This is a genomic window from Actinoplanes sp. NPDC004185, from assembly GCF_053603475.1.
Genome location: NZ_JBSGFR010000062.1, coordinates 20,842 through 46,674 on the forward strand (window position 1 = coordinate 20,842; position 25,833 = coordinate 46,674).

Sequence of the window (25,833 nt, forward strand, 5' to 3'; positions counted from 1 at the left end):
GCGGAAACCTCCGGAGTGGTACGACGCGTTCTTCTGATGCGCCGACGGGTTGTGCACGAGATCATAGATGCAGGCAGAGGGGCGGTGCGCGGTGGGCGAAGAGGTCGACCAGAGGACATTCACCCGCGAGGACAGATCGCAGTACCGGCAGAAGATCAGGCGCAGTCTCGACGTCTTCGCGGCCATGCTGCGCGACTCGCGCTTCGATTTCGAACGGCCGCTGACCGGCATGGAGGTCGAGCTCAACCTGGTCGACGGCAACGCCGACCCGGCGATGCGCAACGCCGAGGTGCTGCGGGCCATCGCCGACCCGGACTTCCAGACCGAGCTGGGCCAGTTCAACGTCGAGATAAACGTGGCCCCGCGCCGGCTGGCCGGTGACGAGAACGCCGACCTGGAACGCGAACTGCGGGCCAGCCTGAACAACGCCGAGGAGCACGCCCGCAGCGTCGGCGCGCACATGGTGATGATCGGCATCCTGCCGACGCTGCGCAAGGAACACATGACCGCCGACTCGCTGTCGGCGAACCCGCGTTACAAGCTGCTGAACGAGCAGATCTTCGCGGCCCGCGGCGAGGACCTGGACATCCGCATCGACGGCATCGACCGGCTGGCCGTCACCACGGACACCATCGCGCCCGAGGCGGCCTGCACCAGCACCCAGTTCCACCTGCAGGTGAGCCCGGACCAGTTCGCGGCGTACTGGAACGCGGCCCAGGTCATCTCCGGCATCCAGGTGGCGCTGGGCGCGAACTCGCCGCTGCTGTTCGGCCGCGAGCTGTGGCGCGAGACCCGGATCCCGCTGTTCGAGCAGGCCACCGACACCCGCTCGGAGGAGATCCGGGCCCAGGGCGTACGCCCGCGGGTGTGGTTCGGCGAACGCTGGATCACCTCGGTCTTCGACCTGTTCGAGGAGAACGTGCGCTACTTCCCGGCGCTGCTGCCGATCTGCGACGAGGACGACCCGGAGCAGATCCTGGAGAGTGGCGACACCCCGGAGCTCAGCGAGCTGCGCCTGCACAACGGCACGGTGTACAGGTGGAACAGGCCGATCTACGCGGTGGTCAAGGGCCGCCCGCACCTGCGCGTGGAGAACAGGGTGCTGCCGGCCGGCCCGACGGTCGTCGACACGGTGGCCAACGGGGCCTTCTACTACGGCCTGGTTCGGATGCTGGCCGAGGCCGAGCGTCCGATCTGGACCCAGATGTCGTTCAGCGCCGCGGAGGAGAACTTCCACTCCTGCGCCCGGCACGGCCTCGCGGCGTCGGTGTTCTGGCCGGGGCTGGGCTACGTGCCGGTGTCCGAGCTGGTGCTGCGCCGGCTACTGCCGCTGGCCAAGGAGGGCCTGGACAAGTGGGGGGTGTCGGCGGGCGAGCGGGACAGGCTGCTGGGCATCATCGAGCAGCGCTGCCTGACCGGACGCAACGGGGCGACATGGCAGGTGGAGACGCTGCATGCGCTGGAGGGTGAGGGGCTGGACCGGCAGGCCGCTCTGCACGAGATGCTGCGGCGGTACCTGCCGCCGATGCACGAGAACATCCCGGTCCACGAGTGGCCGGTCTCCTGACCGTCCTGCCGGGCGCCTTGACGTATCCAAGTGGATCGATTAGACCGAGGGGATGATGAAGCGACGTCTGGCGTTCGTCCTGGTCTCCGTATTCGCGGCCGGTGTGGTCGGTGCCGCGCCCGCTGCCGCGCACGGCACCGATCCCACCGCGCCCACCAAGGGGCCGTGTGCGTACACGCCCACGCCGGACGATCCCGCTGTGCGGCCGGTGCCGCTGCCTCGCGATCCGCGGCACACCCCCGATCGTGGCACCGTGGACGTGCTGCTGCGGACCAACCTCGGGCCGATCCCGCTGGAGCTCGACCGGGCCCAGGCGCCGTGCACAGTGCAGAGTTTCGTGCACCTGGTCCGGCACCGGTTCTACGACCGGACCGTCTGTCACCGGCTGACCGCGTACCCGACGCTCCTGGTCCTGCAGTGCGGCGACCCGAGCGGGACCGGCTCCGGCGGCCCCGGCTACCGCTACGGCGACGAGCTGCCCACGAACCTGCCGCCCGCGCCCACCGACCCGACCGGCGAGCGCAAGGTGTACGCCCGGGGCGTGCTGGCCATGGCCAACGCCGGCCCGGACACCAACGGCAGCCAGTTCTTCCTGGTCTACGGCAACTCGGCGCTGCGGCCGAACTACACGATCTTCGGCAGCGTGGAGCGGGGCGGACTGCGGACCCTGGACCGGGTCGCGGCCGGTGGCGTGACGCCGACGGCTGAGGATCCGGCTCCGTTGGACGGGCCGCCCGCGCTGCGGACCGAGATCCGCCGGGCCACGGTGCATCGCTGAGTCAGGCGGCCAGCGCGGTCGGCGGCGCCTCGCCCGATCGTGCGGCCACCGCGGCCGAGACCGCCTCGCTCCATCACGCCGCCACCGCGGCGGCTTCACTGATGACCTCGTCGATCAGGCCGTAGGCCACGGCCTGCTCGGCGGTGAACCAGCGGTCGCGGTCCGAGTCGGCCTCGACCTCGGCCATCGTGCGGCCGCTGTGGCGGGCGATCAGCTCCTGAACCTTGCGCTTGACGTACAGCATGTTCTCGGCCTGGATGGTGATGTCCGCGACCGTGCCGCCGAAGCCGCCCGACGGCTGATGCATCATGATCCGCGCGTGGGGCAAGGCGAACCGCTTGCCGGCGGTGCCCGCGGTCAGCAGGAACTGGCCCATCGAACCGGCCATGCCCATGGCGATGGTGGCCACGTCGTTCTTGATGAACCGCATGGTGTCGTAGATCGCGAGCCCGGCACTGACCGAGCCGCCCGGCGAGTTGATGTAGAGCTGGATGTCCCGGCGCGGGTCAGCCGCGGCGAGCAGGAGCAACTGCCCGCACACCATGTTGGCGCTCGCGTCGGTGACCTCGGTGCCGAGGAAGACGATGCGTTCGGCTAGAAGTGCGTCGTAGAGCTGGGCGCCGAAGGGAGCCTGGTCGGTCTGCATACGACCCATCCTGCGGCGCGTCCCGGCGGGCGGCGACGATCTCTGCCGTGGGCAGATCTGCCCTGGGCATAGCCGCAGGTCACGCGCATTCTGGGGGCGCGCACGGGGGTGGTCACCGGGGTGGTGCGGAGCAGCTCGGCGCGTACCTGCTCGAGCAGGTCGGTCAGCGGCAGGCCGAGGGCGGCGCAGATGCTGGCCAGGATCTCGGAGGAGGCCTCCTTGCGGCCACGCTCGATCTCCGACAGGTACGGCAGCGACACCCCGGCGGCGTCCGCGACGTCCTGCAAGGTGCGACCCTGCTGGTGGCGCAGGCGCCGCAGCACCGTGCCGATGGCTGACCGCAGGAGCGACATCGCACCCCTCCCCTCTGGCGAGTCCCCATTCTAGGGGCCTCGCCGCCGCGGCAGCCCTGATCATCGTCGCGGCCGCGGTGGCGACGTGTGCGATCCGGGCGGTTCGCTGGGATCCACGGCCGTGACCGACCGAGCTACCGTCACCGCCATGGCGCAGTTGCAGGCCGTCGTCGACGATCTCGATCGGTTGTTCGCGCTCGCCTCAGCCGCGCCCGACATCGCCATGAGCCGGCACCTCCCCCGCGTCTACGCCGAGGCCGGCGTCGACTGGCGGCGCTGGGCCACGCCGGAATTCGCCGAGAAGTTCAACGGCCTGATGATCCGCGGCCGGGCGCAGGTCGGGCAGGTCTTCGCCGCCTGCTTCCCGTCCGCGGAGGTCCTGGAGCAGTGGCTGGCGCTCGCCCGTCCCGGCGACCTGCTGATCACCCACCATCCGATCGACGTCCGCAACGGTCACCCGGACGGACGCTGGGCCGAGGGCTTCGTGCCGATCGGCAGCCGCCACCTCGCCGCGATCACCGGACGCGGACTGAGCATGTACGCCGTCCACGCCCCGATGGACACGTCACGCGAGGTCGGCACGGCAGCCGCGATCGTGGAGGCGCTCGGCGGCACCGTGGAGAGTGGCTTCTGGCCTTACGGTGACGGATTCGCGGGCTTGCTGTGCCGGGTGCCGCCGCTGTCCAGCTCTGAGCTCATCGCCGCGGCTCGGCGGATCTTCAAGGTCGATCTCGTGGAGGTCGCCGGCCGGCAGCGACCGGTCATCGAGCGGATCGCGGTGGTCGGCGGCATCGGCGACCGGGTGGCCGAGATGGCAGCGGCGGAGGAGCGGGGTGCCCAGGCCTGGCTGACCGGCGAGATCCACGTACGGATCGAGGGCGGTCCCGGCCGTCGCAAGTACGCCGACGTCCGCGCCTTCGCGGCCGGCACGACGATGACGCTGATCGGCGTGTCCCACGCGGCGAGCGAGCAGCTCGTCCTGCGCACCCAGCTCAGCCGTTGGCTGGCGGCACAGCACGGTCTGACACCGCACCTGCTCGACGAACCGCAATGGTGGCGTTAGGCGTGCGGGTCGATGGCGCCGCGGGCGATCGCCACAGTCGATCGGGGGAACGCGGTCTTGGTCAGGACGAGAACGGCGTCAGGGCCGCCGGCCAGCAGAGCGGCGGCTTCGGCGACGCTCGGGGTGCCGGTCGCCTCGGCCACGATTCCGGAGCCGTGCGGCACGTCGACGCCGGCCAGCGCGGCCGCGGCGAATCCGGTGATCGGCCAGCCGTACCGCTGGGCGACGGCTCGGACGCCGGCCTCGGCGGCCCGCCGATCCAGCGTCGCCAGGGCGCTGATCCGGGCGGGGTCCAGACCGGCTTGCCGCAGCGCGGCGTCGATCGCCGCGGCCAGCTCTTCCTCGGGTACGCCGGCACGTGCCCCGAGCCCGAGAACCAAGCTGCCCGTCACCGTCACCTCCGGACCGTACGCCCGCGGGTGCGGTGTTCCGAAGGCAGGCCCGGCATCCGTGTCAGCCGCCGAGCTTCGCTGACACGAGCCAGATACCGGCCGGGAGACGGTAGCCGACGCCGGGAGTACGGAAGCGCTCCAGCAGCCGCGCCGCACCCGATCTGGCCGATGCCTGCGCCGCCGGGGCAGCCTCCCGGTAGGCGGCACCGGCCGGTCCGATCTCGATCAACCACTCCACAACCGGGTCCGGCTCGTCCGGTGGAGCCAGCGTGACGTCGTGCGGTTCGATCACCACCGCGCCGAAGCCTGCGGCCGTGAGCAGACGCTCGATCCGTACGGGATCCGCGAAGGCGAACGGCCCGGGCTCGTCCCCGAGCGGCAGCGGTGGCAGATCCCCCAGATGCGGAGCAGCGCCCAGCACGACAGCCGGCAGCCACGGAACGGTCCCGGCGTCACGGAAGACCGTTGCGGCGAACCGGCCGCCGGGTCGCAGCGACTGCGCGATCGTGGTGAGGCCGGCCACCGGGTCGGCCAGGACCATCACGGTCATCCGGGAGTACGCCGCGTCGAACGGCGCTCCCGGCACCGCACCCATCGTCTCGATGTCGTCCGCCACGAAGCGCAGCTGGGGGAACCGGTGACGCGCGGCTGCCACCATCGCCTCGGCCAGATCGACGCCCACGGCGACACCGGTGGGCCCGACTGCCGCCGCGAGCTCAGCTGTCGTACCGCCGCAGCCGCAACCGACGTCCAGCACCCGCTCGCCAGGGGCCGCGCGCAGGTGCTCGACCGCCGCCGCGCCCAGCGGGCGGCCGAACTCGTCCTGCCGCTCGGCATGCCGGATCCAGCCGGGCGCGGCCTGTGCCCAGAAGCTCGCGTTGCGGGCACGCAGTTGCGCCGCGCGTGTCATCAGAACGGCATCTCGGCGCCGTCGACGCTCAGCGAGCTGAACGAGGCGGCCTTCGTGGGGTCGAAACCGTCCTCCTGGGCGGCGAGACCCGCCGCGCGGACCAGGCGCTGCGACTGGAACGCGCGGAACGCCGCCTCGTCCGCCCAGATGTTGATGATGCGCCAGCCGACCTCGCTCGGCCCGGCGACGTGAGCCAGCAGACCCGGCGGCCGATCCGGCCCCAGGTGCTTCTCGACCTGGCGGTACTCCGCCTCGCTGACTCCCGGCATCTCCTGCACCACACCGAACGGCATCGCGCACACCCTCTCGTCCGTTGATTAGAGTGAAGCTCTATCGAATGTATCACTACACTGATCCGGTGACCGGCGGCAGGGCTTACACGTCAGCTCGACGACAGGAACAGGCGCGGCAGACCCGGCGGGCCATCCTCGACGCGGCGGCCAAGTTGTTCGTCGATCCGGGCTATGCCGCGACGCGGCTCACCACCGTGGCGGCCGAGGCCGGGGTGGCCGTCCAGACGCTCTATGCCGTGTTCGGCAGCAAGCGGCAGCTGCTCTCGGAACTGGTCGACGTCACGATCGCCGGTGACGACGCGCCGGTGGCCCTGCCGGACCGGGCGTTCGTGGCGGAGATCCGCTCGCTCAGCGGGGCCCGGGCCCGGCTGGCCCGCTTCGCCCGCCACCTCGCCGAGACCCACGAGCGTCAGGCCCAGGTGATGCTGGCGCTGGCCGGAGCCGCCACCGCGGACCCGGACGCGGCGGCGGTGTGGCGCAAGAACCTCGAGGACCGGCAGCGCGGCATGACGATGTTCGCCGCGGACCTGGCCGTGACCGGCGAGCTGCGGGACGACCTGCACCCGGACAAGATCGCCGACGTGCTGTGGCTGGCGCAGGACGTCCGCAACTACGACCGGCTGGTCCGCGAACGCGGCTGGACCAGCGAGGAATTCCAGCGCTGGTACGTCGACACGGTCGCCGGCGCGATCCTGGCGAAACCGTCGCCCTCTCCGGTTTGACACCGCACGGTGGCGCCGGTGACCGCCCGCTCGGCGGCTCTAGCTGCGCGAAGCGCAGGACTCTGCGATCCCGACCCTTCAGCGCGGTGCGGCGATCCCGTCACCCCGCGTAGGCCTTCCTAGGATCCTGGCCCATTCGTCATCGACGAAGCGCTGTGCCATGCGAAGCCGTCACAGCACCGCGATCGGCCTCACCGCAGCCGCCTGCGCCACCACCCGACGCGCCACCCCCGGCGCCGCGGCCCAGTGCAGATGCAGATACGAGGCATGCAGATTCCCCGTCGCGAACCCTTCCGGATCAGCGCCCCGCCAGGCCCAGGCCGCTCCCCCGGCCGGCTCCAGCAGCAACCCCGACCGCGGATGCACCATCGTCCGGTGGAACTCATGACCGGTGATCCGCGACCCGGCCGGGAACAACGGACTGTCCGTCAGCGCCACCGCGTCGCGATATCCCAGCGTCAACGACGGCGTCATCGAGGCGTCCGCGTCCAGCACCCCGCACATCGGCGCGCCGTCCAGGGTTCGGCACAGCCACAGCAGACCGGCGCATTCCGCCGCGATCGGCATGCCCACCGCCGCCAGTGATGCCACGGCCAGGCGCAGGGGCTCGTTCGCGGACAGTTCCGCCGCGTACACCTCCGGGAAGCCGCCGCCGACGACCAGCGCGCGGGTGCCTTCCGGCAGGGTCTCGTCGCGGAGCGGGTCGACCGTCACGACCTCCGCGCCGGCGCCGGCCAGGAGTTCGGCTGTTTCCGCGTACGCGAAAGTGAAGGCCGGTCCGCCCGCGATGGCGACCACCGGGCGGCCCGGCACCGGGTCCGCGGCCTGCGGGGTCCACGGTGTCGCCGTCAGCGGCGGTGCGGTGCGGGCGACGGCCAGCACCGCGTCGAGGTCGACCGACGCTGTGACCAGCGACGCGAGGGCGGCGACCGACGTGGTCGCCTCGGTGCGGCGCTCGGCCGCGGGCACCAGGCCGAGGTGGCGGGACGGGGCCGCGACGGCGTCGGCCCGGCGCATCGCGCCCAGCACCGGCGTGCCCACCTCCTCGCACGCCTCGCGCAGGATCGACTCGTGCCGGTCGGAGCCGACCCGGTTGAGGATCACCCCGGCCATGCGGACGTTGCCGAAGCTGCGGAAGCCGTGCACCAGCGCGGCCACCGAACGGCCCTGCGCGGCGGCGTCGACGACCAGGATGACCGGCGCGTCGAGCAGGCCGGCGACGTGCGCCGTCGATCCGGTGTCGCCCGCACCGGTACGCCCGTCGTAGAGCCCCATCACGCCCTCGACGACGGCCAGGTCGGTGCCCGCCGAACCGTGCGCGAACAGGGGTCCGATCAGTTCCTCGCCGACCATCACCGGGTCGAGGTTGCGTCCGGGGCGGCCCGCCGCGAGCGCGTGGTAGCCGGGGTCGATGTAGTCCGGGCCGACCTTGAACGGGGCCACGCTCAGGCCCCGGGCGGCGAACGCGGCGAGCAGCCCGGTGGCCACAGTGGTCTTGCCGTGCCCGGAGGCGGGGGCGGCGATGACCACCCGCGGGATGCTCACCATTCGATGCCCTGCTGTCCCTTGCGGCCCGCGTCCATCGGATGCTTGACCTTCGTCATCTCGGTGACCAGGTCGGCCGCGGCGAGCAGGTCCGGGTGCGCGTCCCGGCCGGTGATCACGACGTGCTGGGTGCCCGGCCGCTCCGCGAGGGTCGCGACGACGTCGGCGACATCGACCCAGCCCCACTTCATCGGGTAGGTGAACTCGTCGAGCACGTAGAACTTGTGGGTCTCGGCCGCCAGGTCCCGTTTGATCTGCGCCCAGCCCTCGGCCGCCTCGGCCGCGTGGTCGCGTTCGGTGCCGGCCCGCTGGATCCAGGACCAGCCCTCACCCATCTTGTGCCAGGCCACGCCCGGCCCGCCGGCCTGCCCGAGGGCCTTGAGCGCGGCCTCCTCGCCGACCCGCCACTTCTCGGACTTCACGAACTGGAAGACGCCGATGGACCAGCCGGCGCTCCAGGCCCGCAGCGCCATCCCGAACGCGGCGGTCGACTTGCCCTTGCCGTGTCCGGTGTGGACAGCGAGCACCGCCTGCCGGCGCCGCTGCCGCGTGGTGAGCCCATCCTGCGGCACGGTGGTGACCTGTCCCTGCGGCATCAGGCAGCCTTCCTCAACGAGATGAACGGTCTGCGACAACGTCCCGGCCGCGGGACCGGCGCGGAAAGCGACAGCGAACCAGAGACCGGCTCGGAAACCCGCGAGACGACAGCGGAAGGCAGCATCACGCGGCCCTCCCCAGCGGCGTGGAGGCCGGGTTGGCGGCGAGCGCGTCGAGCGGCATGACGTCGGCGCCGAGAGCGGTGGCCAGCCGCCGGGCCAGCCCCAGCCGGATCGGCCCGGCCTCGCAGTCGACGACCACAGCGGCCACCCCGGCCAGCGCCGGCGCGACCAGCACAGGATCAGGCCCGCTGGTCGCACGCCCGTCGGTGACGACGACGAGCAGCGGCCGCCGGCGCGGATCACGGCGCCGCTCGGTGGCGATGGTCGCGGCCGCGGCGCGCAGGCCGGCGGCCAGCGGGGTCCGCCCACCGGTACGCAACCCGGCGAGCCGCAGCACCCCGACCTCGTGGCTGGACGTGGGCGGCAGCACCTGATCCGCGGTGGACCCCCGGAAGGTGATCATGCCGATCCGGTCCCGCCGCTGGTACGCGTCCCGCAGCAGCGACAGCACAGCGTTCTTGACGACGGTCATCCGCTTCCGCGCGGCCATCGACCCGGACGCGTCCACGACGAACAGCACGAGGTTGGCCTCACGCCCGACATGCACGGCCTCCCGCAGGTCACGCGGCTGCACCTCTCCCGTCCGCACGCCGCTGAGGGCGCCGCGGTGGATGGCGGCCCGCAGAGTGGCCGGCAGATGCGGCGCACCGGCGAGCTTGCCGCGCGGCACCCGCGAGCCGACGACCCGCCCGCGCCGCGCGAAGGCCGGCGACCGGCGCCCGGCGTGCCCACCCTCACCGCGAGCAGAGATCCGCAACGTCCGCGGCCGGTAGGCCACACCGGCCTGAGCCGCCGCACCCCCGTTCACCTTGCGCTGCTCGTCAGCCGGCGCCTCCGCTGCGGCATCCCGCGGGGTCTGCTCCACCGGGCCGGAAGCGTCAGGGCCGCCGGAACGGTCCGGGCCACCGGAGCCGGGCCCGCCGGAACCAGACCCACCCGGATCGGGACCGGCATCGGGGCCGCCGGACTCCGACCCGCGCGATTCAGGGCCGCCGGATTCAGGGCCGCCGGAGTCAGGGCCGCCGGGGTCGGGTCCGTCCGGGCCGTCCTCCGGCGGCGGATCGTCATTCGGGTCATCCTGAGCGGCCTGGTCCAACGCCTCTTCCAACCGCTCCTCATCGGTGCCCGGCGGGTCGAGCGGATCCTTGCGACGCCGGTGCGGCAATGCGAGCCGCGCCGCATCCCGGATGTCCTCGGCCGTCACCCGATCGCGGCCGTGCCACGCCGCCAGGGCCACCGCGCACCGCGCCACGACGATGTCCGCGCGCATCCCGTCGACACCGTAGGCCAGGCACACCCGCGCGATCCGGTCCAGCTCGGCGTCCGGCAGCCGCACGGACGGCACCGCCTCCCGGGCGGCCAGGATCCGCTCGGCCAGGGCCTTCTCGTCGGCCGCGAACCGGGTCGCGAACGCCTCGGGCCCGGCCTCGTACGCCAGGCGGCGCCGGACCACCTCGGCCCGCAGCTTCGCGTCACGCGGGGCGGCGACCGTCACGACCAGGCCGAACCGGTCGACCAGCTGCGGGCGGGGCTCGCCCTCCTCGGGGTTCATCGTGCCGACCAGCAGGAACCGGGCCGCGTGCTTGACCGACACCCCGTCGCGCTCGACGTGGGCGCGGCCCATCGCGGCCGCGTCGAGCAGCAGATCCACCAGGTGGTCGGGCAGCAGGTTGACCTCGTCGACGTAGAGGGCGCCGCGGTGGGCGGCGGCGAGCAGACCCGGCTCGTACGCCTTGACGCCGTCGGCCAGCGCACGCTGGATGTCCAGGGTGCCGACGACCCGGTCCTCGGTGGCACCGACGGGCAGCTCGACCAGGGTGGCGGGACGGTGGCCGTGCGGCGCGCCGGGCTCGTGCGGCCCGTCGGGACAGCCCGGGTCGGGCGCGGCCGGGTCGCAGGCGAAGCGGCAGCCGCGGACCACGTCGACCTCGGGCAGCAGGGTGGCCAGGGCCCGGACGACCGTGGATTTCGCCGTGCCCTTCTCGCCGCGGACCAGGACCCCGCCGACGGCGGGGGACACAGCGGTCAGCAGCAGCGCGAGCCGCAGGTCGTCGAGGCCGACGACGGCAGAGAACGGGTACGGCGTCACGCCCGGTCCTTTCCGCGGGTCCGCGCCCGCGTGTGGAAGGTACGAGCGGCCGGAGTCGCCTGACTTCCGGGGCGGACCCCGGTCACAGTGGCGGGACCGTCCCGGTCTCCCACCGGGTTCCTCCACTGCCGCTCGCGAGCCACTCTTTCTCACGGCCCGGTACGCCGTCAACGCGGGGCCGGGTGGGCATCCTCACCCCGGCCCGGCCCACCACCCGGCCGAGCCGCGAGCGGGTGACAAGGCCGCGCCCGGCCGAGCACGGCGAGACAGACCGGGCCGAGCCGCGAGCGAGGAAAGCCCGCGGCCGGCCGGGCACGGCGGGAAAGACCGGGGCGAGCTGCTCAGCCGACGCCCGGCAGCGCCTTCTCCGTGTCGGGCAGCGGCTCGGGAGCCAGCTTGTCCAGCTCCTTGAGCACATCGGTGACCGCCAGCGCTGACTGCTCCACCAGCGGCCGCATCCGCCGGTACAGGCCGGCGTTGCGCGGGTCCGGCCGTTCGTGCTCGGAGATCGCCACCAGCGCCGCCGCCTCGTCCAGGTCCGGCAGCTCCCCCAGCGCGTGCCGGGCCAGCAGGCAGGCGCCCAGCGCCGTCCCCTCCGGCGTGTCGGCGATCGCGACCGGCAGGTCCAGCGCCGCGGCCAGGATGCCGACCCACAGCTCCGACGCGACCGCCCCGCCGGTGGCCCGGACCTCGGTCATCTCGATGCCCTCGTCGGCGAACGTGTCGCGGACCAGCGCCAGCTGCTGGCACACCCCCTCGACCGCGGCCCGGACCAGGTGGGCCCGGCCGTGCTCGCGGCGCAGGCCGATGTACGCCCCGCGCATCCCCCCACGCCACCACGGCGCCCGTTCACCCAGCAGGTACGGCAGGCAGAGCAGCCCTTCGCTGCCCGGCTCCACCCCCGCCGCCTCGGTCAGCAGGGCGGCGTCGCGGACGTCGGCGTCCTCGCCCTCCGCGGTGGGCCGGTCGAAGCCGCCCGCGAAGGTCTGGCCGGCCCAGCGGACCACGGAGCCGGCGTTGTTGATGGCGCCGCCGACCACCCAGCGGTCCTCGGTCAGCGCGTAGCAGAACAGCCGGCCCGCCTTGTCCGCGGTCGGGCCGTGCACGACGGTGCGCAGGGCGCCGCTGGTGCCGAGGGACACGGCGGCCACCCCGACCGGCGTCGCGCCCACGCCCAGGTTGGCCAGCGGTCCGTCGGCGGCCCCGATGATCAGGGGCAGGTCCGGCGGGAGCCCGGCCGCGACCGCCACCTCCCGGTTGAGGCGCAGCTGCCGGGTGGTCGGCACGACCTCGGCCAGCCGGCTCTCCGGGATTCCGGCCAGCTCGAGAGCCTCGGGGTCCCAGCGCCGCTGGTGGATGTCGTACATGCCGGTGCCGGAGGCGACCGACAGGTCCAGCAGGAAGCCCTCGTCCGCGAGGCCCGCCAGGACGATCTCCTTGACGCCGCCCCACCGCGGTGTGTCCCGCAGGACGGCCGGGTCGGTGGCCCCCCACCAGGCGAGCTTGGTCAGCGGGGACATCGGGTGCACGGGCGTACCGGTGCGGGCCTGCAGGTCCTTCGCCCGGCCGGACGTCACGATCCGCTCGCTCTGCTCGGCGGCCCGGTTGTCCGCCCAGGTGATCAGCGGGCCGCGGGCCGTGCCGTCGGCGTTCATCGGGACCAGCCCGTGCAGGAACGCGCTGAGGCTCACGGCGATGACCCGATCGCCGCGCTCCTGGGCCTCCTTGGCCACCGTGACCAGGGCTTCGATCGCGGCGTCGCGCAGCTTCGCGGGGTCGAGCTCGGCCTGCCCCGGGCCGGGCACCGACAGCGGGTAGTGCACGCTGGCCATCGCGCGCACCTCACCCGTCGGCCCGGCCGCGATGGCCTTGGTCGCGGTGGTTCCGGTGTCGACACCGATGACGACGTCCATGCAGCCTCCCCTGATCGCCGACAGACATGCCCGGTCATCGCGCACCTCAAGCCGGGCGGGCGGGGGACCGGACACCTGTCCCCCGACCTTAGGCGAGTCGCACCCGGACTGCCTGTCCTCGCGCGGTGGTCACCTCGGCCTCGTCGGCCGCGGCGGGCAGCAGCGCCGCGTCGCCGGTGACGGGCAGCCACGTGCCGCCAGCCACGCGGTAGCGCAGCCGGCCCGGCGCGGCGACCACGACACCCTGGCCGTCGGGCAGCCGTACCCGCACCGGCAGGGGCGCCGCCGGGTCCGGGAAGCCGCGCAGCACCGGTTCGGGGGCGCCCAGCGACAGGAACAGGCGTACGCGGTCGTCGGTGCCGGTCAGGGTCTGCACGACGAACCGGCCGCCGTCGGCGGTGGTGCCCCGCAGGATCCAGGTGTCGGCGGGCGGCGGGGTGATCCGGTAGCCGTACGGGTCGTCGTAACCCTCGCGCCCGGACAGGTCCCACGGGTCCGCCTCGAACGCGGGCCCGGCCAGCAACCTTTCCCGGCGTGCGGTGCCGGCCGGTGGCGCCCCGCGACCGGCGTCCTCCACCAGCCGGGAGAGGTTGGCCAAGCCGACCGAGCGATCGCCCCGCGCATCGGGCACGTCCGCGCGCAGCGCCACCCGGATCAGGGTCTGCGACTGCGGGGTGGCCCCGAAGGCCACCCCGTCGTGCGTCCGGAAGTCGAACGGCGTGAAAGTACGGCTGATCCGGCCCTGCTCGGTGTAGGCGACGGCCGGCGAGTACCGGATGCCGCGCCCGTCGTCGAGGACCATCAGCACGGTGTGGTCCGGGCCGAGCAGGGCGGCCGCGGAGTTGGTGGCATCGGTGAGCATCTCCTCCAGCGACATGACCCGCAGCCCGTCCGGGGTCTGCTCGACGAAGCCGGTCAGGCCGTAGCTGATCTGGCCGATCGGGGACGCGACCCGTTGCGGCGTCCGCTGAGCGACCACGGCGATCCCGGCCCGCAGCGGTGCCAGGCCGGCCCATGCGACGTGCGGCTCACCGCGTACGGGCAGGTCGCCGAGATGGTCGCGCCAGGCGGTGCGGACGCCGTCGAGGAAGGCGGCGTCGTTCTTCAGGTCGCCCCGGGTCGGGTGGTCGAGCAGCGGCGAGGCGACCGGCACGTCGCCGCCGTCGCCACCGGAGACGAGGACCCCGGCAGTGCCGCCGGCCGCGATCGTGGCCAGGCCCGCGGCGAGCACGGTACGGCGCCGCACCACCCGCCGCCGGCCACCGGCCCGGACCCGGTCCAGCAGGTCGGGCGGGGTACGCAGGTCACCCGTGGCGTTCTCGAGCGCGGTACGGATGTCGGTGTCGGTCACGCCTGTCCCCGTTCGGTGGTCGTGGTGACGGGGTCGAGGGCGGCCCGCAGCCGGGTCAGGCCCCGGGACACGCTGCTCTCGACGTTGCCCTCGGAGCAGTCCAGCGTGTGGATCCGGCGCCATTTCACGTACATCTGCTCGAGCACCTCCTGCACCAGGTCCTCGGCACTGTGCCGGTCCCCGGTGAGCAGGTACGCGATCCGCAGCAGGCCGGTGCTGCGGCTGCGTACGAAGTCGTCGAACCCGTCGCGCATGGCGTGCCTCTCCCCGTCCGTCACCCTGCCTGACACCGGTGGGCGGGGAAAGGTTGCCGCTCAGACCGGCAATTTCCGGGCGTACGCCGCGCGCAGTTCCTCCCAGCCGTGGGCAGTGGCGTCGCTGCCGCGGATGACCCCGACCGGGTCACCGGCCAGCAGCCGGGCCAGGACGGCGACGCACAGGTGCCAGCCGGCGGCGAACATCGGTGCCTCGTCGCGCTTGGCGAAGGTGTGCCGCAGAGTGAGGGTCGTGCCGCCGTCGCCCGGGGTCAGCTCCCAGCGCAGCAGGTCGTCGCCCCACGTGTATTCGAGCAGGGCCGGCGCGTCGGCACGCAGCACAGTGGCGGGCAGGTCCGTCCGATCGGGACCGTCGACCATCGTCAGCGTCGTCTCGCCGGGGTGGGACAGGTCGCGGGCGGCGGCGAACGGCGCCCACTGGTCGAGGCGCTCAGGGTCGGTCAGGGCGGCCCACACCTTCTCCGGCGGGTGCGGCAGGGCCCGCACGAAGATCAGGGTCCAGCGACCGCCGTCGTCGGCCACGGTCGCGTCGGCGAGCGGGCCGGGGTCGAAATCGGGCTTCATGATTCCTCCAGGTGGCGTTCCAGGGCGTCCAGGTGCCGGGTCCACAACCGGCGGTACGGCGCCAGCCAGGCGTCGAGCTCACGGAACGGTCCGGGCTCGAGGGAGTAGATGCGTTGCTGGGCGGCGGTGCGGCTGGCGACGAACCCGGCCTCGCGCAGCACTTTCAGGTGCTTGGAGACGGCGGGCTGGCTCATCGCGAGCTTCTCGACCAGCTGGCCGACGCTGCTGTCGGCCAGCCGCAACTCGTCGAGGATCCGGCGGCGGGTCGGCTCGGCGAGTACGGAGATGGCGTCCACGGGCACGCAGGCGACTATTCCACTGCGGTTATATAACCGTCAAGGCATGGAGCTATCCTCGGAGCATGCGGGTGCTGATCGTGACGTCCGGCTCGACCGGTGATGTGGCCCCGTACACGGGACTCGGCGCCCGGCTGCGCGACGCCGGCCACGAGGTCACGCTGGCCTCCCACGAGCCGTTCCGGGAGCTCGTCGAGCTGCCGTTCGTGGCCCTGCCCGGGGATCTGCGGCGGATCCTGCCGCAGGCGCGCGGCCAGGACGGCACCGGCTCGGGCACCGGGCCGCGCGCCCTGCTGCGGCTGCTGCGCATCGCCCGCCCCCTGGTCGCCGAGCTGGGCGACGGCATCGTGCGGGCGGTCGAGCAGACCGGCGCCGAGGCGGTGCTCCTCTCCACGGTCGTCGCACCGCTGGGCTATCAGGTCGCCGAGGCGGCCGGCATCCCCTGGGCCGGGGTCTTCCTGCAGCCGGTCTTCCCGACCGGTGACTTCGGGCCGGTGCTGGTCGGCGGCCGCTCCCTGGGCCGGACGGGCAACCGGCTCACCGGGCGCATCCTGGAGTCCGCAGCGCACCCGCTCTATGCCGGGCCGGTCCGTGACCTGCGCCGGCGCCTGGGTCTGCCCCGCCGCGGCATGGCCGCTCTGCAACGGGCCCAGCAGCACCGGTGGCCGACCTTTCACGGCTTCAGCCCGAGCGTGGTGCCCCGGCCCACGGACTGGCCGGCTTCGCAAGAGGTGGTCGGCTACTGGTGGCCCGAGCGCCCGCCGGGCTGGAGCCCACCCGCCGAGGTCGAGCGGTTCCTCGCGGACGGACCGCCACCGGTCTTCGTGGGCTTCGGCAGCATGGCCCCGGGCCACGGGGAGCGGCTCGCCGGACCCGTGCTGGCCGCCGTACGCGCCGCCGGGGTGCGGGCTGTTGTGCAGGCGGGCTGGTCGGGACTGCGCGTCGAGGACGGGCCGGATGTGCTCAGTGTCGGCGCGCTGCCGCACGACTGGCTCTTCCCGCGGATGGCCGCGGTGGTGCACCACTGCGGGGCGGGGACGACCGCGGCCGGGTTACGCGCGGGAGTGCCGGCGGTGGGCGTGCCGGTGCTGGCCGATCAGCCGTTCTGGGCCCGGCGGCTGCACGAGCTGGGGGTGGCGCCGCCGCCCGTACCCTTGTCCGAGCTGACGGCGGACCGCCTGGCCGGGGCCTTGCGGTCGGTCACGAGCGAGCCGCGCCATGCGGCGCGGGCCGCGGCCGTCGCGGCCCAGCTGGCGGGCGAGGACGGCACGGCGCGGATCGCGCAATGGCTGGAGACGCAGTCGCCGGAGCGGCAGCGGCGGGAAAAGCAGCGGCCGCCCTCCTGAGCAGGAGGACGGCCGCGGCCCGGGAACGACCGATCAGCGCTCGGTGATCGGGATGAACTGGCGCTCGGTCTCGCCGATGTAGAGCTGGCGCGGGCGACCGATCTTGGTGGCCGGGTCGGCGTTCTGCTCGGCCCACTGGGCGATCCAGCCGGGCAGCCGGCCGAGGGCGAACAGCACCGTGAACATCTTGGTGGGGAAGCCCATCGCCTTGTAGATCAGGCCGGTGTAGAAGTCGACGTTCGGGTACAGCTTGCGGGAGACGAAGTAGTCGTCCGCGAGGGCGATCTCCTCGAGCTTGAGCGCGATGTCGAGCAGCGGGTCCGGCTTGTCCATGGTGGAGATGACGTCCTGGACGGCCTTCTTGACGATGGCGGCGCGCGGGTCGTAGTTCTTGTAGACCCGGTGCCCGAAGCCCATGAGCTTCACGCCCTTCTCCTTGGCCTTGACGCGGCGCACGAAGGCGTCCACGTCGCCGCCGTCGGCGCGGATGCCCTCGAGCATCTCCAGCACCGCGGAGTTGGCGCCGCCGTGCAGCGGGCCGGAGAGCGCGTTGATGCCCGAGGACACCGACGCGAACAGGTTGGCCTGCGCCGAGCCGACCAGCCGCACGGTCGACGTGGAGCAGTTCTGCTCGTGGTCGGCGTGCAGCACGAAGAGCATGTCGAGCACCTTGGCGATGGTCGGGTCCACCTCGTAGTTCACGGTGGGCAGCCCGAACGTCATGCGCAGGAAGTTCTCGACGTAGTCCAGGGAGTTGTCCGGGTACGGCAGCGGGTGGCCGATGGACTTCTTGTACGCGTACGCCGCGATCGTCGGAAGCTTCGCCATCAGCCGGATCCCGGAGATCTCGACCTGCTCCGGATCGGTCGGGTCGAGCGCGTCCTGGTAGAACGTCGACAGGGCGGTGACGGCCGAGGAGAGCACGGCCATCGGGTGCGCGTCACGCGGGAAGCCGGAGAAGAAGGCGCGCATCTCCTCCTGCAGCAGCGTGTGCACGCGGATCTTGTCGCCGAACTCGGCCAGCTGGGCCGGCGTCGGCAGCGCGTCGTGGATCAGCAGGTACGACACCTCGAGGAACGAGGCCTTGCCGGCGAGCTGCTCGATCGGGAAGCCCCGATAGCGCAGGATGCCGGCGTCACCGTCGATGTAGGTGATCGCCGACGCGCAGGAAGCCGTGTTGACGAAGCCCTGGTCCAGGGTGACGTATCCGGTCTCCTTCAGCAGCGCGCTGACGTCGATGCCGCCTGGACCCTCGACCGCCGGGCGGACCGGCATGGACAACTGGCCACCGGGGTGGTCGAGCTTGACATCCGTCATGTAATTCCCTCACTTCACCGGCAGATGTCGCCAATAACCTGCCGTTCACCGTAAACCCTCAACCTGAACGGGTCATCAGACGGTCGACCGCTGAGGGATTGATCACGACCGCCTTCCCAGGAACACCATAGATAATGGTCTGTGGACCGCGTCGTCGCGGTGCGGAGGTGGTGAACCGATGCGGATACCCGGCCCTGCCCCTGTCGTGGTGGGCGTCAACGGCACATCGTCGGGGCTGGCCGCCGCGCGGCTGGGTGCGCGGGAGGCCGTCGCCCGGGGCCGGCCCCTGCGGATCGTGCACGTGTTCTCCTGGCCCGGCCCGCGATGCTTCGACGACGCACCCGACTGGGCCACGGCACGTCATGAGGCCGGGCAGCTCGTGGCCGAGGCGGTCGCCACCGCCACCCGTACGGTGCCCGGCGTGCACGTCGAGGGCCTGCTCGCCGACGGCCTGCCGGTCCGTGAGCTGCTGCGGCAGAGCCGCACCGCGGATCTGATCGTGCTCGGCGACGACGATCTCGCCCTCAGCCCACGGCTGCCGGCCGACTCCGTGCTGGTGCAGACCGTCGCCCGGGCCCGCTGCCCGGTGGTGGTGGCCCGGGGCAACCGCCCGCCGGCCGGCCCGCTGCTGACCGCCTTCGACGGCTCGCCGAGCTCACTGCTGGCCCTGCGGCTGGCCGCGGCGGAGGCCCGCCTGCGGCACGCCCCGGTGGACGTCGCGCACGTGGTCAGCCACGAGGACGGGCGGGAGGCCGGCCGGCGCCTGCTGGAGGCCGCGGTGGCCGGCGTCGAGGGCCTGGCGGGCGCCCGGCGCCGGATCCTGGTCGGCGAAGCTGCGCCGAATCTCATCCGCGCGTCCCGCCGAGCCCGGATGATGATCGTGGGTCCGCGGGGCATCAGCGGCGGCTCGCTGCTGGGCACGGTGGCCCAGCAGTTGCTGCGCAGGTGTGCCTGTCCGACAGTGTTTGTCCACGGAACCCCTGCCGGGGACAGGTCGCCGGCGGGTACGGTGCCATCGGCGGGAGCGCTGATGAGCTGACTGGCCAGGGGGCGATGACGGGTGCTGACCGCAGCTCCGTCGACACGGGGTCGGCGACGGTGGAGGCTGTTCGGCGTCGCCGGCGTGCTCGCCACCGCTCTGTACACGCTGAATCTCGCCGAACCGGTCAGCGTGGCCTGTTTCGCCGCGATCGGCGCCGGCACCGTCTGGGCGTGCTTCTCCGCGCCGCGCCGCCTCGGCGCCGAGCCCCGCGCCGCCTGGTTGTTCATGGGCGCCGCGGCCCTGCTGTTCCTCATCGGCGTGGTGGTCCGGCCGCTGGTGGTCGGCCAGCCGCTGATCGCGGACGCGTTCACCGTCCCGGGCTACGTCCTGATCGGCACGTCCTTCACCATGTTCCTGCTGTCGCGGGGCGGCATCGCCCGGCACTCGGTCCTCGACGGCCTCATGGTCTGCCTGGCCGGCGGGCTGGCCGGCGCGCTGCTGCTGGCGGCGCCGGCCGCGGCGATCTCCGGCCGGCCGCCGATCGAGTCGGTGCTGGCCGGGCTCTACCCGCTGTTCGACGTGGTGCTGCTGGCCCTGGGCATCAACCTGACCTTCACGGCGCGCACCTGGCCGGTGAGCCTGACGGCGCTGCTGGGCGGGATGGCGCTGATGGTCGTGGGCGACGTGGCGTACGGGATCATCGGGGTGGAGGGCAAGACCTACACGTCGCCGCTGCTGGACGTGCCCTTCCTGCTGGCGTACGTGCTGCTCGGGGTGAGCGCGCTGCACCCGTCGGTGGTGGGGCTGGGCCGCGCCACCCGGCATCCGGTGCAGGCCTGGTCGTGGCGGCGGATGACCCTGCTGGTGCCCGCGGTGTCCACCCCGTTCGTGCTGCTGGTGCTGGTCGGCGGCGACTCGCCGGAATACCGCGCGCTGATCGGCGCCTGCGGCCTGGCCATCGTCGCGTTGCTGCTGCTGCGGGCCGTCTCCGCGGTGCAGGCGCAGGTCGCGGCGCAGCTGCACTCGGAGCACCAGGCCATGCACGACCCGCTGACCGGCCTGCCCAACCGCCGGATGATCTCGCACGAGATCGAGCGGCTGCTGGGCACGGTGCCCTCGCCGGACGCCCGGCGGATCTGGGTGTACCTGCTCGACCTGGACGGCTTCAAGTGGGTCAACGACTCCTGGGGCCACGACACGGGTGATCAGCTGGTCATCGAGGTCGCGGCCCGGCTGCGCGCGGCGATCCCGGCCGGCACGATGCTCGCCCGGGTCGGCGGGGACGAGTTCCTGGTCGCCTACCTCGGCGACGAGCAGGGTGCGCTGCGCCTGGTCGACGTCATCCAGGGCTGCTTCGCCCGGTCGCTGACGGTCCGCGACACCGAGGTGGTGATCAGCGCGTCGATCGGCATCGCCCACGCCCCCGGTGACGACTCCCCCGAGGTGACCGCCCAGGCCCTGCTGCGCGACGCCGACACCGCGATGTACCGCTCGAAGGCCGAGGGCCCCGGCCGGGCGACCATCTTCGACACCTCCATGCACGACCGGGTCCGCGAGCGCATCGAGCTGGAGGGCGCGCTGCGCACGGCCCTGGTGGAGGGCCAGCTCAGCGTCGTCTACCAGCCGATCGTGCGGCTGGAGACGGGCCGGCCGATCGGCGCCGAGGCCCTGGTGCGGTGGAACCACCCGCAGCGCGGGCCGATCCCGCCGATGACCTTCATCCCGGTCGCCGAGGACGCCGGACTGATCGGCACGCTCGGCACCTGGGTCCGCAACGAGGCGCTCAGCCAGCTGGCCACCTGGCGCGCGGACGGCACCGTCGGACCCGACTTCTACCTGTCCATCAACGTCTCACCGCGCCAGCTCAGCAACGCCGAGCTTCCCCTGATCGTGGCCGGTGAGCTGCTGCAGCACGGCGTGCCGGCCGCGGCCGTGGCGCTGGAGATGACCGAGTCGGTGATGGCCGACGGCGGCAGCGTCACCGCCCGGGTGCTGTACGAGCTGCGCGAGCTCGGCCTCAAGCTGCTCGTCGACGACTTCGGCACGGGCTTCTCGGCGCTGGGTTACCTGCGCCGCTTCCCGGTCACCGGGGTCAAGATCGACCGGTCGTTCGTGTCCGGGCTCGGCGAGAGCGGCGAGGACGAGGAGATCGTCCGGGCCGTGGTGGCGATGAGCCGGGCGCTGGGCCTGAGCATCGTGGCCGAGGGGGTGGAGACCCGGATCCAGCGCGACGCGCTCGCCGCGGTCGGCGTGACCCAGGGCCAGGGCTGGCTGTGGGGCCCGGGGGTGGGGGCCGGGGACTTCGCGACCCACTGGGGCGCCCGCCGGTACGCCCCCGCTCCGCCCGGTTGAACGCGCGGCTCAGCGGGTACCGTCTTCCCCATGAGGTGACAAACGTCTCCTCAGCCCCTGGCGTCCCGGCGACAGGTCCGGCATTATTCGCTCGCCCGGATCCTTGCCTTCGGCGGCGCCGGGCCGATCACCTGGGGACCGGAGGAGGCGACATGATGACGAGTCTGATCGGATCCGACGGGTCCGTGCTCTGGCTGGTGGCCGTGCTGCTCATGCTGGCCTCCGGCCTGACCGCCGCCCTGCTCCTGGCCGTGCGGAGCAGCTCCGCGCCGATGCGGGCCGACCGCCGCACCCCGGAGCACTGACCCGGCGACATCGACGCCGTCACACGCTGGCAGGCTGGGTGGATGCGCTTCGCCACGTGGAACGTGAACTCGGTCAAGGCCCGGCTGCCCCGGCTGCTGGACTGGCTCGAGCAGACCCGGCCCGACGTGCTCTGCCTGCAGGAGACCAAGGTCGCCGCCGACGGTTTCCCCGAGCAGGAGGTCGCCGCGCTCGGCTACGAGACCGCCGCGTACGGCCAGGGCCGCTGGAACGGCGTCGCCCTGCTGTCCCGGGTCGGCCTGGCTGACGTGCGGCACGGCTTCGACGGCGAGCCCGGCTTCCCCGAGCCGGAGGCCCGCGCGATCAGCGCCACCTGCGCCGGCATCCGGTTCACCTCGGTGTACGTGCCCAACGGGCGCACCCCGGACGACCCGCACTACGCGTACAAGCTGGCCTGGTTCGCCGCCCTGCGGGACGCGCTCGCCGCGACGCCCGGGCCGGCCGTGGTGGCCGGCGACTTCAACGTCGCCCCGGGCGACGAGGACGTCTGGGACATCAAGGTCTTCGCCGGCTCCACCCATGTCACCCCGCCTGAGCGCGAGGCCCTGGCCGCGCTGCGGGCGCTCGGCCTCACCGACGTCGTGCCCCGGCCCATGAAGGGCGACCGCCCGTTCACCTACTGGGACTACCGGGCCGGCATGTTCCACCAGAACAAGGGCATGCGGATCGATCTGGTCTATGCGACCGCCGACGTGGCGGCCCGGGTCACCGACGCGGTGATCGACCGGGAGGCCCGCAAGGGCAAGGGCCCCTCCGACCACGCTCCCGTGCTCGTCGAGCTGGACGGGGACGCCGCCGGCGAGGCACAGTCCCCCGTCTGAGCGGAGCCGTATCCGGCCGCACCGCGTAGGCTGGGCGGGATCGCGACCATCCGGCGGGGAGAGGAAGGGGAACGGACATGGACACCCGGGTACCGGCCGTTCCGGTCCTCGCCCCCGCGCCCGCCCTGCTGCGCGCGGCGCTGGACGCCGCCGGCGAGGCGGTGCTGCTGTGCACCGCCGAGGACCACACGATCGTCCTGGTCAACGCCGCGGCACAGGCCATGCTGCCCGACGTGCGGCCCGGGATCCCGGCCACGCACAGCCCCCTGGCCGGGCTGGCCCGCGCGATCGCCGAGGGCACCAGCACCTTCACCGACGACCATCAGGGCCGGCAGCTGCTCGGCCACCGCCGCCCGCTCGGCGACGAGCACTACGGGTGGTATCTGCAGGACATCACCGAGGAGATCGCCCGCGCCCAGGAGTTCCAGGCCGAACGCGACCGCACGCTGTTCCTGGCCGAGGCGAGCCGACGGTTGTCCGCCTCGCTCAACCAGCGGCGCTGCCTGCGTACCACGGTCGAGCTGGCCGCGGCCCACCTGGCCGACGCCGCGGTCGTGGTGTTGCCGGCCCGCCGCCGGCAGAACGAGTGGATGCGGCTGATCGCCGGCGAGTCCGTGCAGGAGGGCATGCTCCGCGAGAGCGTGCTCGGCGAGGTCCCCGGCCTGGAGGAGGCGCTGGGCGGCTTCCCGCCGGTCCCGAGCCGCTGGCTGGACGCCTCGCAGGTGCCGGCGTGGCTGCTGCCCGAGGGCTTCGGCCCGGTCGGCGCCCTGCTGGTGACGCCGCTGCCGGGCAACGCCGAGCCGGCCGGCGCGCTGATCCTGGCCCGGCGCGGCCCCGACGCGGTGTTCTCGGCCGAGGACGAGATGCTGGCCCGGATCTTCGCCGCCCGCGCGGGCGCCGCGATCTCCGCCGCCGCCCTCTACCGCGACCAGGTCGACACCACCGCCATCCTGCAGGCCGACCTGCTGCCGCCGGAGCTGCCGCAGCCCGAGGGCGTCGAGCTGATCGGCTCCTACCAGGCGGCGAAGGACGCGCTGCGGATCGGTGGCGACTTCTACGACGTCTTCGGCCCGGTCGAGGGCAGCCCGGAGACGGTCGTCGCGCTGGGCGACGTCTGCGGCAAGGGCCCCGAGGCGGCCGTGCTGACCGGCAAGGTGCGCCAGACGCTGCGCGCGCTGCGGCTGGTCGACGCCGACCCGGCCGCGATGCTGACGGTGCTCAACCGCGCGTTGCTGGGCTCGGGCCGCCAGCACCGCTTCGTCACCCTGGTCGTCGCCGCGATCAGCCGGGCCGAGCACGGCCGGGTGCGCATGTGCCTGGCCACCGGCGGGCATCCCGCGCCGCTGGTGCTGCGGGCCGACGGCACGGTCGAGCCGGTCCCGGTCGCCGGCACGCTGATCGGGGTCGTCCCGCACATCACCGTGGGCCCGGCCGCGATCGAGCTGGCCCCGGGTGAGCTCTGCCTGCTCTACAGCGACGGTCTGACCGAGGCCCGCGGCGGCCCGAGCGGCACGGAGCAGTACGGCGAGAGCCGGCTCCGTGACGCCCTGGCGAGCTGCGCCGGCATGCCCGGCGCGGCCGCGGTGGAGCGGGTCCGCCAGCTCGTCTCCGACTGGGTGCACGGCGGGGTCCGCGACGACATCGCGATGCTCGCCGTGCGAGCGCCGTCGCGCACCAAGCTGAGCCTGATGGACAGCGGCGTCGCCCCCGTCTCGCCGTTCGCGATCGATGCCCGGCGGGGTGACCGCCGGGGCCGGAGCCGCTGATGACCGTCTCCACCACCACTCCCCCGCGTTCCCTGGACGATCCCGGTGTGGGTGAGGAATATCTGCGCCTGGTGGGTGACGGCGACGAGTACGGCGCCGTCGAGATCGTCACCGCTCTGCTCGACAACGGCGTCGATCCGGCCCGCGTGATGCTGGACCTGATCGCCCGCACCCAGAGCCGGGTCGGCGAGCTGTGGGCGGCCAACGAGTGGTCGATCGCCCGCGAGCACGCGGCCACCGCGATCAGCGAACGGGCCCTGGGCGCCGTCTCGGCCCGCAGCACGGTGCGCCCGACCCGCGGCCGGATCACGGTCGCCTGCGTCGACGGCGAGTGGCACGCCCTTCCGGTCCGCATCCTCGGCGAGCTGCTGCGGCTCGACGGCTGGCGAGTCGACTTCCTCGGCGCCAACGTGCCGGGCCCGCACCTGGTCACCCACCTGCACCAGACCGGCCCGGACGCGGTGGCGCTGAGCTGCATGCTGGCGACCCGGCTGCCACGGGCCCACGCGGCCATCACGGCCTGCCGCTCGGTCGGTGTCCCGGTGATCGCCGGCGGTCCGGGCTTCGGTCCCGAGGGACGCTGGGCGCAGCGCCTGGGCGCGGACGCGTGCGCAGCCGACGCCGAGGGTGCGGTGCGGCGGCTGGCGCGGGAGTGGCCGCCGCCGATCGAGGACCCGTACCAGACGGCGTTCCTCGGCGACGACGAATACACGTACCTGGTGCGGCACCGCGGTGAGCTGGTGCAGACCGCGATGACCCGGCTGACGACCGCGTACCCGCCGATGGGCGCCTACAGCCAGCGTCAGCACGACTCGACGCTCGACGACCTCGGCCACGTCGTCGACTTCCTGGCCGCGGCCCTGTACGTGGCCGACGAGCAGGTCTTCACCGACTTCGTGGCGTGGACCGCGGCGGTGCTGGAGGCCCGGGAGGTGCCGCCGGTGGCCCTGCAGATCGGGCTGACACTGATGCGCGACCAGCTCCGCGACTATCCGTCCGCCATCAGGATCATCGACGCGGGCGTCGCCACGCTGCGCCGGTAAATCGGTGGATCGCCGCCCCGACCGGCGTTAGCGTACGGGCATGATCTCCTGACGCCGACCCGCGTGGATCCCGGCCCTGAGGACTCGGGCCCGCCGTGCCTTCTCCGGCGCGTGCCGCTGTGCCCCTTCATCACTCGCACCGTTTCGCCTCGTCCATCGAGGAGGTAGCTCCATGCCTGACCAACCCTTTTCCGTACACGTCGATCCTGACGACCTGGCCCGCCGGCACCTGACGGCGGCGGTGTCCCTGCCGGACACCGTCACCGGCCCGGCCGACCAGCAGACCGCCACCGGCGGCACCGCAGCGCGGCACGGCCTGCGCGACGCCCGGGTGGCGGCCCGCCTGCGCTCCGACCGCGACCACGCGGGACGGGCGACCGGCGGATCGGCCCGCAGCTACGCGTTC

Annotated in this window: 26 protein-coding genes and 1 riboswitch; of the genes, 12 read left to right on the forward strand and 14 right to left on the reverse strand. The window is 73.2% G+C overall.

The genetic code is table 11. The features are described from left to right. Window positions 1–91: 91 nt before the first annotated feature. Window positions 92–1,567 carry a glutamate--cysteine ligase gene (locus tag ACWEOZ_RS39345; protein WP_451915796.1) on the forward strand — a complete coding sequence of 492 codons (1,476 nt, stop codon included), beginning with the start codon at window positions 92–94 and terminating at the stop codon, window positions 1,565–1,567. A gap of 52 nt (window positions 1,568–1,619) precedes the next feature. Then, window positions 1,620–2,345: a peptidylprolyl isomerase gene (locus tag ACWEOZ_RS39350; protein ID WP_451915770.1), complete on the forward strand. Its 726-nt coding sequence runs from the start codon at window positions 1,620–1,622 to the stop codon at window positions 2,343–2,345. A 73-nt stretch (window positions 2,346–2,418) separates the two neighbouring features. On the opposite strand, the gene ACWEOZ_RS39355 is transcribed toward ACWEOZ_RS39350, so the two are convergent. Continuing rightward, window positions 2,419–3,000: a ClpP family protease gene (locus ACWEOZ_RS39355; RefSeq protein ID WP_451915771.1), complete on the reverse strand. Its 582-nt coding sequence runs from the start codon at window positions 2,998–3,000 to the stop codon at window positions 2,419–2,421. Continuing rightward, complete coding sequence (locus ACWEOZ_RS39360) at window positions 2,940–3,344, reverse strand: helix-turn-helix domain-containing protein (RefSeq protein ID WP_451915772.1); 405 nt, start codon at window positions 3,342–3,344, stop codon at window positions 2,940–2,942. The genes ACWEOZ_RS39355 and ACWEOZ_RS39360 overlap by 61 nt, the downstream gene beginning before the upstream one ends. A 148-nt stretch (window positions 3,345–3,492) precedes the next feature. Here ACWEOZ_RS39360 and ACWEOZ_RS39365 point away from each other — a divergent pair, with 148 nt between their 5' ends. Then, window positions 3,493–4,407, forward strand: a complete 915-nt coding sequence (locus ACWEOZ_RS39365) for a Nif3-like dinuclear metal center hexameric protein (protein ID WP_451915773.1) — start codon at window positions 3,493–3,495, stop codon at window positions 4,405–4,407. Here ACWEOZ_RS39365 and ACWEOZ_RS39370 read toward each other — a convergent pair. The 3 genes from ACWEOZ_RS39370 to ACWEOZ_RS39380 are packed head-to-tail and all read right to left on the reverse strand — an operon-like array spanning window position 4,404 to window position 6,002. After that, the gene (locus ACWEOZ_RS39370; RefSeq protein ID WP_451915774.1) at window positions 4,404–4,805 is read right to left on the reverse strand and encodes a cobalamin biosynthesis protein; all 402 of its coding nucleotides are present in this window, start codon (window positions 4,803–4,805) and stop codon (window positions 4,404–4,406) included. The genes ACWEOZ_RS39365 and ACWEOZ_RS39370 overlap by 4 nt on opposite strands. 55 nt (window positions 4,806–4,860) lie before the next feature. Continuing rightward, the gene (locus tag ACWEOZ_RS39375; RefSeq protein ID WP_451915775.1) at window positions 4,861–5,709 is read right to left on the reverse strand and encodes a class I SAM-dependent methyltransferase; all 849 of its coding nucleotides are present in this window, start codon (window positions 5,707–5,709) and stop codon (window positions 4,861–4,863) included. Further along, window positions 5,709–6,002 carry a hypothetical protein gene (locus tag ACWEOZ_RS39380; RefSeq protein ID WP_451915776.1) on the reverse strand — a complete coding sequence of 98 codons (294 nt, stop codon included), beginning with the start codon at window positions 6,000–6,002 and terminating at the stop codon, window positions 5,709–5,711. The genes ACWEOZ_RS39375 and ACWEOZ_RS39380 overlap by 1 nt, the downstream gene beginning before the upstream one ends. A gap of 65 nt (window positions 6,003–6,067) precedes the next feature. On the opposite strand from ACWEOZ_RS39380, the gene ACWEOZ_RS39385 reads away from it, so the two are divergent. Then, a complete protein-coding gene (locus ACWEOZ_RS39385) occupies window positions 6,068–6,724 on the forward strand; it encodes a TetR/AcrR family transcriptional regulator (RefSeq protein ID WP_451915777.1) in 657 nt (218 codons plus the stop codon). A gap of 171 nt (window positions 6,725–6,895) precedes the next feature. On the opposite strand, the gene ACWEOZ_RS39390 is transcribed toward ACWEOZ_RS39385, so the two are convergent. From ACWEOZ_RS39390 to ACWEOZ_RS39425, 8 genes are all read right to left on the reverse strand, one after another. Continuing rightward, window positions 6,896–8,272: a cobyrinate a,c-diamide synthase gene (locus tag ACWEOZ_RS39390; protein WP_451915778.1), complete on the reverse strand. Its 1,377-nt coding sequence runs from the start codon at window positions 8,270–8,272 to the stop codon at window positions 6,896–6,898. Beyond that, window positions 8,266–8,865 (reverse strand): cob(I)yrinic acid a,c-diamide adenosyltransferase, encoded by a 600-nt coding sequence (gene cobO / locus ACWEOZ_RS39395; RefSeq protein WP_451915779.1) that lies wholly within the window; start codon window positions 8,863–8,865, stop codon window positions 8,266–8,268. The genes ACWEOZ_RS39390 and cobO overlap by 7 nt, the downstream gene beginning before the upstream one ends. Window positions 8,866–8,989: 124 nt before the next feature. Then, a complete protein-coding gene (locus tag ACWEOZ_RS39400) occupies window positions 8,990–11,077 on the reverse strand; it encodes a VWA domain-containing protein (RefSeq protein ID WP_451915780.1) in 2,088 nt (695 codons plus the stop codon). Window positions 11,078–11,108: 31 nt separating this feature from the next. Then, window positions 11,109–11,235, reverse strand: a riboswitch (cobalamin riboswitch). 183 nt (window positions 11,236–11,418) lie between these two features. Beyond that, window positions 11,419–12,990, reverse strand: a complete 1,572-nt coding sequence (locus ACWEOZ_RS39405; protein WP_451915781.1) for a gluconokinase — start codon at window positions 12,988–12,990, stop codon at window positions 11,419–11,421. An 88-nt stretch (window positions 12,991–13,078) separates the two neighbouring features. Beyond that, the gene (locus ACWEOZ_RS39410; RefSeq protein ID WP_451915782.1) at window positions 13,079–14,341 is read right to left on the reverse strand and encodes a hypothetical protein; all 1,263 of its coding nucleotides are present in this window, start codon (window positions 14,339–14,341) and stop codon (window positions 13,079–13,081) included. Then, a complete protein-coding gene (locus tag ACWEOZ_RS39415; RefSeq protein WP_451915783.1) occupies window positions 14,338–14,595 on the reverse strand; it encodes a sigma factor in 258 nt (85 codons plus the stop codon). The genes ACWEOZ_RS39410 and ACWEOZ_RS39415 overlap by 4 nt, the downstream gene beginning before the upstream one ends. A 60-nt stretch (window positions 14,596–14,655) precedes the next feature. After that, window positions 14,656–15,180, reverse strand: a complete 525-nt coding sequence (locus ACWEOZ_RS39420) for an SRPBCC family protein (RefSeq protein ID WP_451915784.1) — start codon at window positions 15,178–15,180, stop codon at window positions 14,656–14,658. Further along, window positions 15,177–15,482 carry an ArsR/SmtB family transcription factor gene (locus tag ACWEOZ_RS39425; protein ID WP_451915785.1) on the reverse strand — a complete coding sequence of 102 codons (306 nt, stop codon included), beginning with the start codon at window positions 15,480–15,482 and terminating at the stop codon, window positions 15,177–15,179. The genes ACWEOZ_RS39420 and ACWEOZ_RS39425 overlap by 4 nt, the downstream gene beginning before the upstream one ends. 59 nt (window positions 15,483–15,541) lie before the next feature. Between ACWEOZ_RS39425 and ACWEOZ_RS39430 the strand changes: the two genes are divergently transcribed. Next, on the forward strand, window positions 15,542–16,822 hold the full coding sequence (locus ACWEOZ_RS39430) for a glycosyltransferase (protein ID WP_451915786.1): 1,281 nt from the start codon (window positions 15,542–15,544) through the stop codon (window positions 16,820–16,822). Window positions 16,823–16,855: 33 nt separating this feature from the next. Here the strand turns inward: ACWEOZ_RS39430 and ACWEOZ_RS39435 are convergent, their stop codons facing one another. Further along, complete coding sequence (locus ACWEOZ_RS39435; protein WP_360544099.1) at window positions 16,856–18,139, reverse strand: citrate synthase; 1,284 nt, start codon at window positions 18,137–18,139, stop codon at window positions 16,856–16,858. Window positions 18,140–18,317: 178 nt separating this feature from the next. On the opposite strand from ACWEOZ_RS39435, the gene ACWEOZ_RS39440 reads away from it, so the two are divergent. The 7 genes from ACWEOZ_RS39440 to ACWEOZ_RS39470 all read left to right on the forward strand — a co-directional run. Then, the gene (locus ACWEOZ_RS39440; protein WP_451915787.1) at window positions 18,318–19,178 is read left to right on the forward strand and encodes a universal stress protein; all 861 of its coding nucleotides are present in this window, start codon (window positions 18,318–18,320) and stop codon (window positions 19,176–19,178) included. 84 nt (window positions 19,179–19,262) lie between these two features. Next, on the forward strand, window positions 19,263–21,473 hold the full coding sequence (locus tag ACWEOZ_RS39445) for a putative bifunctional diguanylate cyclase/phosphodiesterase (RefSeq protein ID WP_451915788.1): 2,211 nt from the start codon (window positions 19,263–19,265) through the stop codon (window positions 21,471–21,473). Between the two features lie 152 nt (window positions 21,474–21,625). Next, window positions 21,626–21,778 (forward strand): hypothetical protein, encoded by a 153-nt coding sequence (locus ACWEOZ_RS39450; protein WP_451915789.1) that lies wholly within the window; start codon window positions 21,626–21,628, stop codon window positions 21,776–21,778. 42 nt (window positions 21,779–21,820) lie between these two features. Beyond that, the gene (locus tag ACWEOZ_RS39455) at window positions 21,821–22,618 is read left to right on the forward strand and encodes an exodeoxyribonuclease III (RefSeq protein WP_451915790.1); all 798 of its coding nucleotides are present in this window, start codon (window positions 21,821–21,823) and stop codon (window positions 22,616–22,618) included. Window positions 22,619–22,695: 77 nt separating this feature from the next. Then, complete coding sequence (locus ACWEOZ_RS39460; protein ID WP_451915791.1) at window positions 22,696–24,384, forward strand: PP2C family protein-serine/threonine phosphatase; 1,689 nt, start codon at window positions 22,696–22,698, stop codon at window positions 24,382–24,384. Then, complete coding sequence (locus tag ACWEOZ_RS39465) at window positions 24,384–25,427, forward strand: cobalamin B12-binding domain-containing protein (RefSeq protein ID WP_451915792.1); 1,044 nt, start codon at window positions 24,384–24,386, stop codon at window positions 25,425–25,427. Before ACWEOZ_RS39460 ends, ACWEOZ_RS39465 begins: the two co-directional genes overlap by 1 nt. 172 nt (window positions 25,428–25,599) lie before the next feature. Beyond that, the coding region (locus ACWEOZ_RS39470; RefSeq protein WP_451915793.1) for a hypothetical protein at window positions 25,600–25,833 on the forward strand (234 nt) is incomplete at its 3' end.

What these genes read in the sequence shown, in the direction of transcription:
- ACWEOZ_RS39350 (WP_451915770.1), top strand. Translation starts at nt 1,620, where the DNA reads ATGATGAAGCGACGTCTGGCGTTCGTCCTGGTCTCCGTATTCGCGGCC.
- ACWEOZ_RS39355 (WP_451915771.1), bottom strand. Translation starts at nt 3,000, where the DNA reads ATGGGTCGTATGCAGACCGACCAGGCTCCCTTCGGCGCCCAGCTCTAC.
- ACWEOZ_RS39360 (WP_451915772.1), bottom strand. Translation starts at nt 3,344, where the DNA reads ATGTCGCTCCTGCGGTCAGCCATCGGCACGGTGCTGCGGCGCCTGCGC.
- ACWEOZ_RS39365 (WP_451915773.1), top strand. Translation starts at nt 3,493, where the DNA reads ATGGCGCAGTTGCAGGCCGTCGTCGACGATCTCGATCGGTTGTTCGCG.
- ACWEOZ_RS39375 (WP_451915775.1), bottom strand. Translation starts at nt 5,709, where the DNA reads ATGACACGCGCGGCGCAACTGCGTGCCCGCAACGCGAGCTTCTGGGCA.
- ACWEOZ_RS39380 (WP_451915776.1), bottom strand. Translation starts at nt 6,002, where the DNA reads ATGCCGTTCGGTGTGGTGCAGGAGATGCCGGGAGTCAGCGAGGCGGAG.
- ACWEOZ_RS39390 (WP_451915778.1), bottom strand. Translation starts at nt 8,272, where the DNA reads ATGGTGAGCATCCCGCGGGTGGTCATCGCCGCCCCCGCCTCCGGGCAC.
- cobO (WP_451915779.1), bottom strand. Translation starts at nt 8,865, where the DNA reads ATGCCGCAGGGACAGGTCACCACCGTGCCGCAGGATGGGCTCACCACG.
- ACWEOZ_RS39405 (WP_451915781.1), bottom strand. Translation starts at nt 12,990, where the DNA reads ATGGACGTCGTCATCGGTGTCGACACCGGAACCACCGCGACCAAGGCC.
- ACWEOZ_RS39415 (WP_451915783.1), bottom strand. Translation starts at nt 14,595, where the DNA reads ATGCGCGACGGGTTCGACGACTTCGTACGCAGCCGCAGCACCGGCCTG.
- ACWEOZ_RS39420 (WP_451915784.1), bottom strand. Translation starts at nt 15,180, where the DNA reads ATGAAGCCCGATTTCGACCCCGGCCCGCTCGCCGACGCGACCGTGGCC.
- ACWEOZ_RS39430 (WP_451915786.1), top strand. Translation starts at nt 15,542, where the DNA reads ATGCGGGTGCTGATCGTGACGTCCGGCTCGACCGGTGATGTGGCCCCG.
- ACWEOZ_RS39435 (WP_360544099.1), bottom strand. Translation starts at nt 18,139, where the DNA reads ATGACGGATGTCAAGCTCGACCACCCCGGTGGCCAGTTGTCCATGCCG.
- ACWEOZ_RS39440 (WP_451915787.1), top strand. Translation starts at nt 18,318, where the DNA reads ATGCGGATACCCGGCCCTGCCCCTGTCGTGGTGGGCGTCAACGGCACA.
- ACWEOZ_RS39450 (WP_451915789.1), top strand. Translation starts at nt 21,626, where the DNA reads ATGATGACGAGTCTGATCGGATCCGACGGGTCCGTGCTCTGGCTGGTG.
- ACWEOZ_RS39455 (WP_451915790.1), top strand. Translation starts at nt 21,821, where the DNA reads ATGCGCTTCGCCACGTGGAACGTGAACTCGGTCAAGGCCCGGCTGCCC.
- ACWEOZ_RS39460 (WP_451915791.1), top strand. Translation starts at nt 22,696, where the DNA reads ATGGACACCCGGGTACCGGCCGTTCCGGTCCTCGCCCCCGCGCCCGCC.
- ACWEOZ_RS39465 (WP_451915792.1), top strand. Translation starts at nt 24,384, where the DNA reads ATGACCGTCTCCACCACCACTCCCCCGCGTTCCCTGGACGATCCCGGT.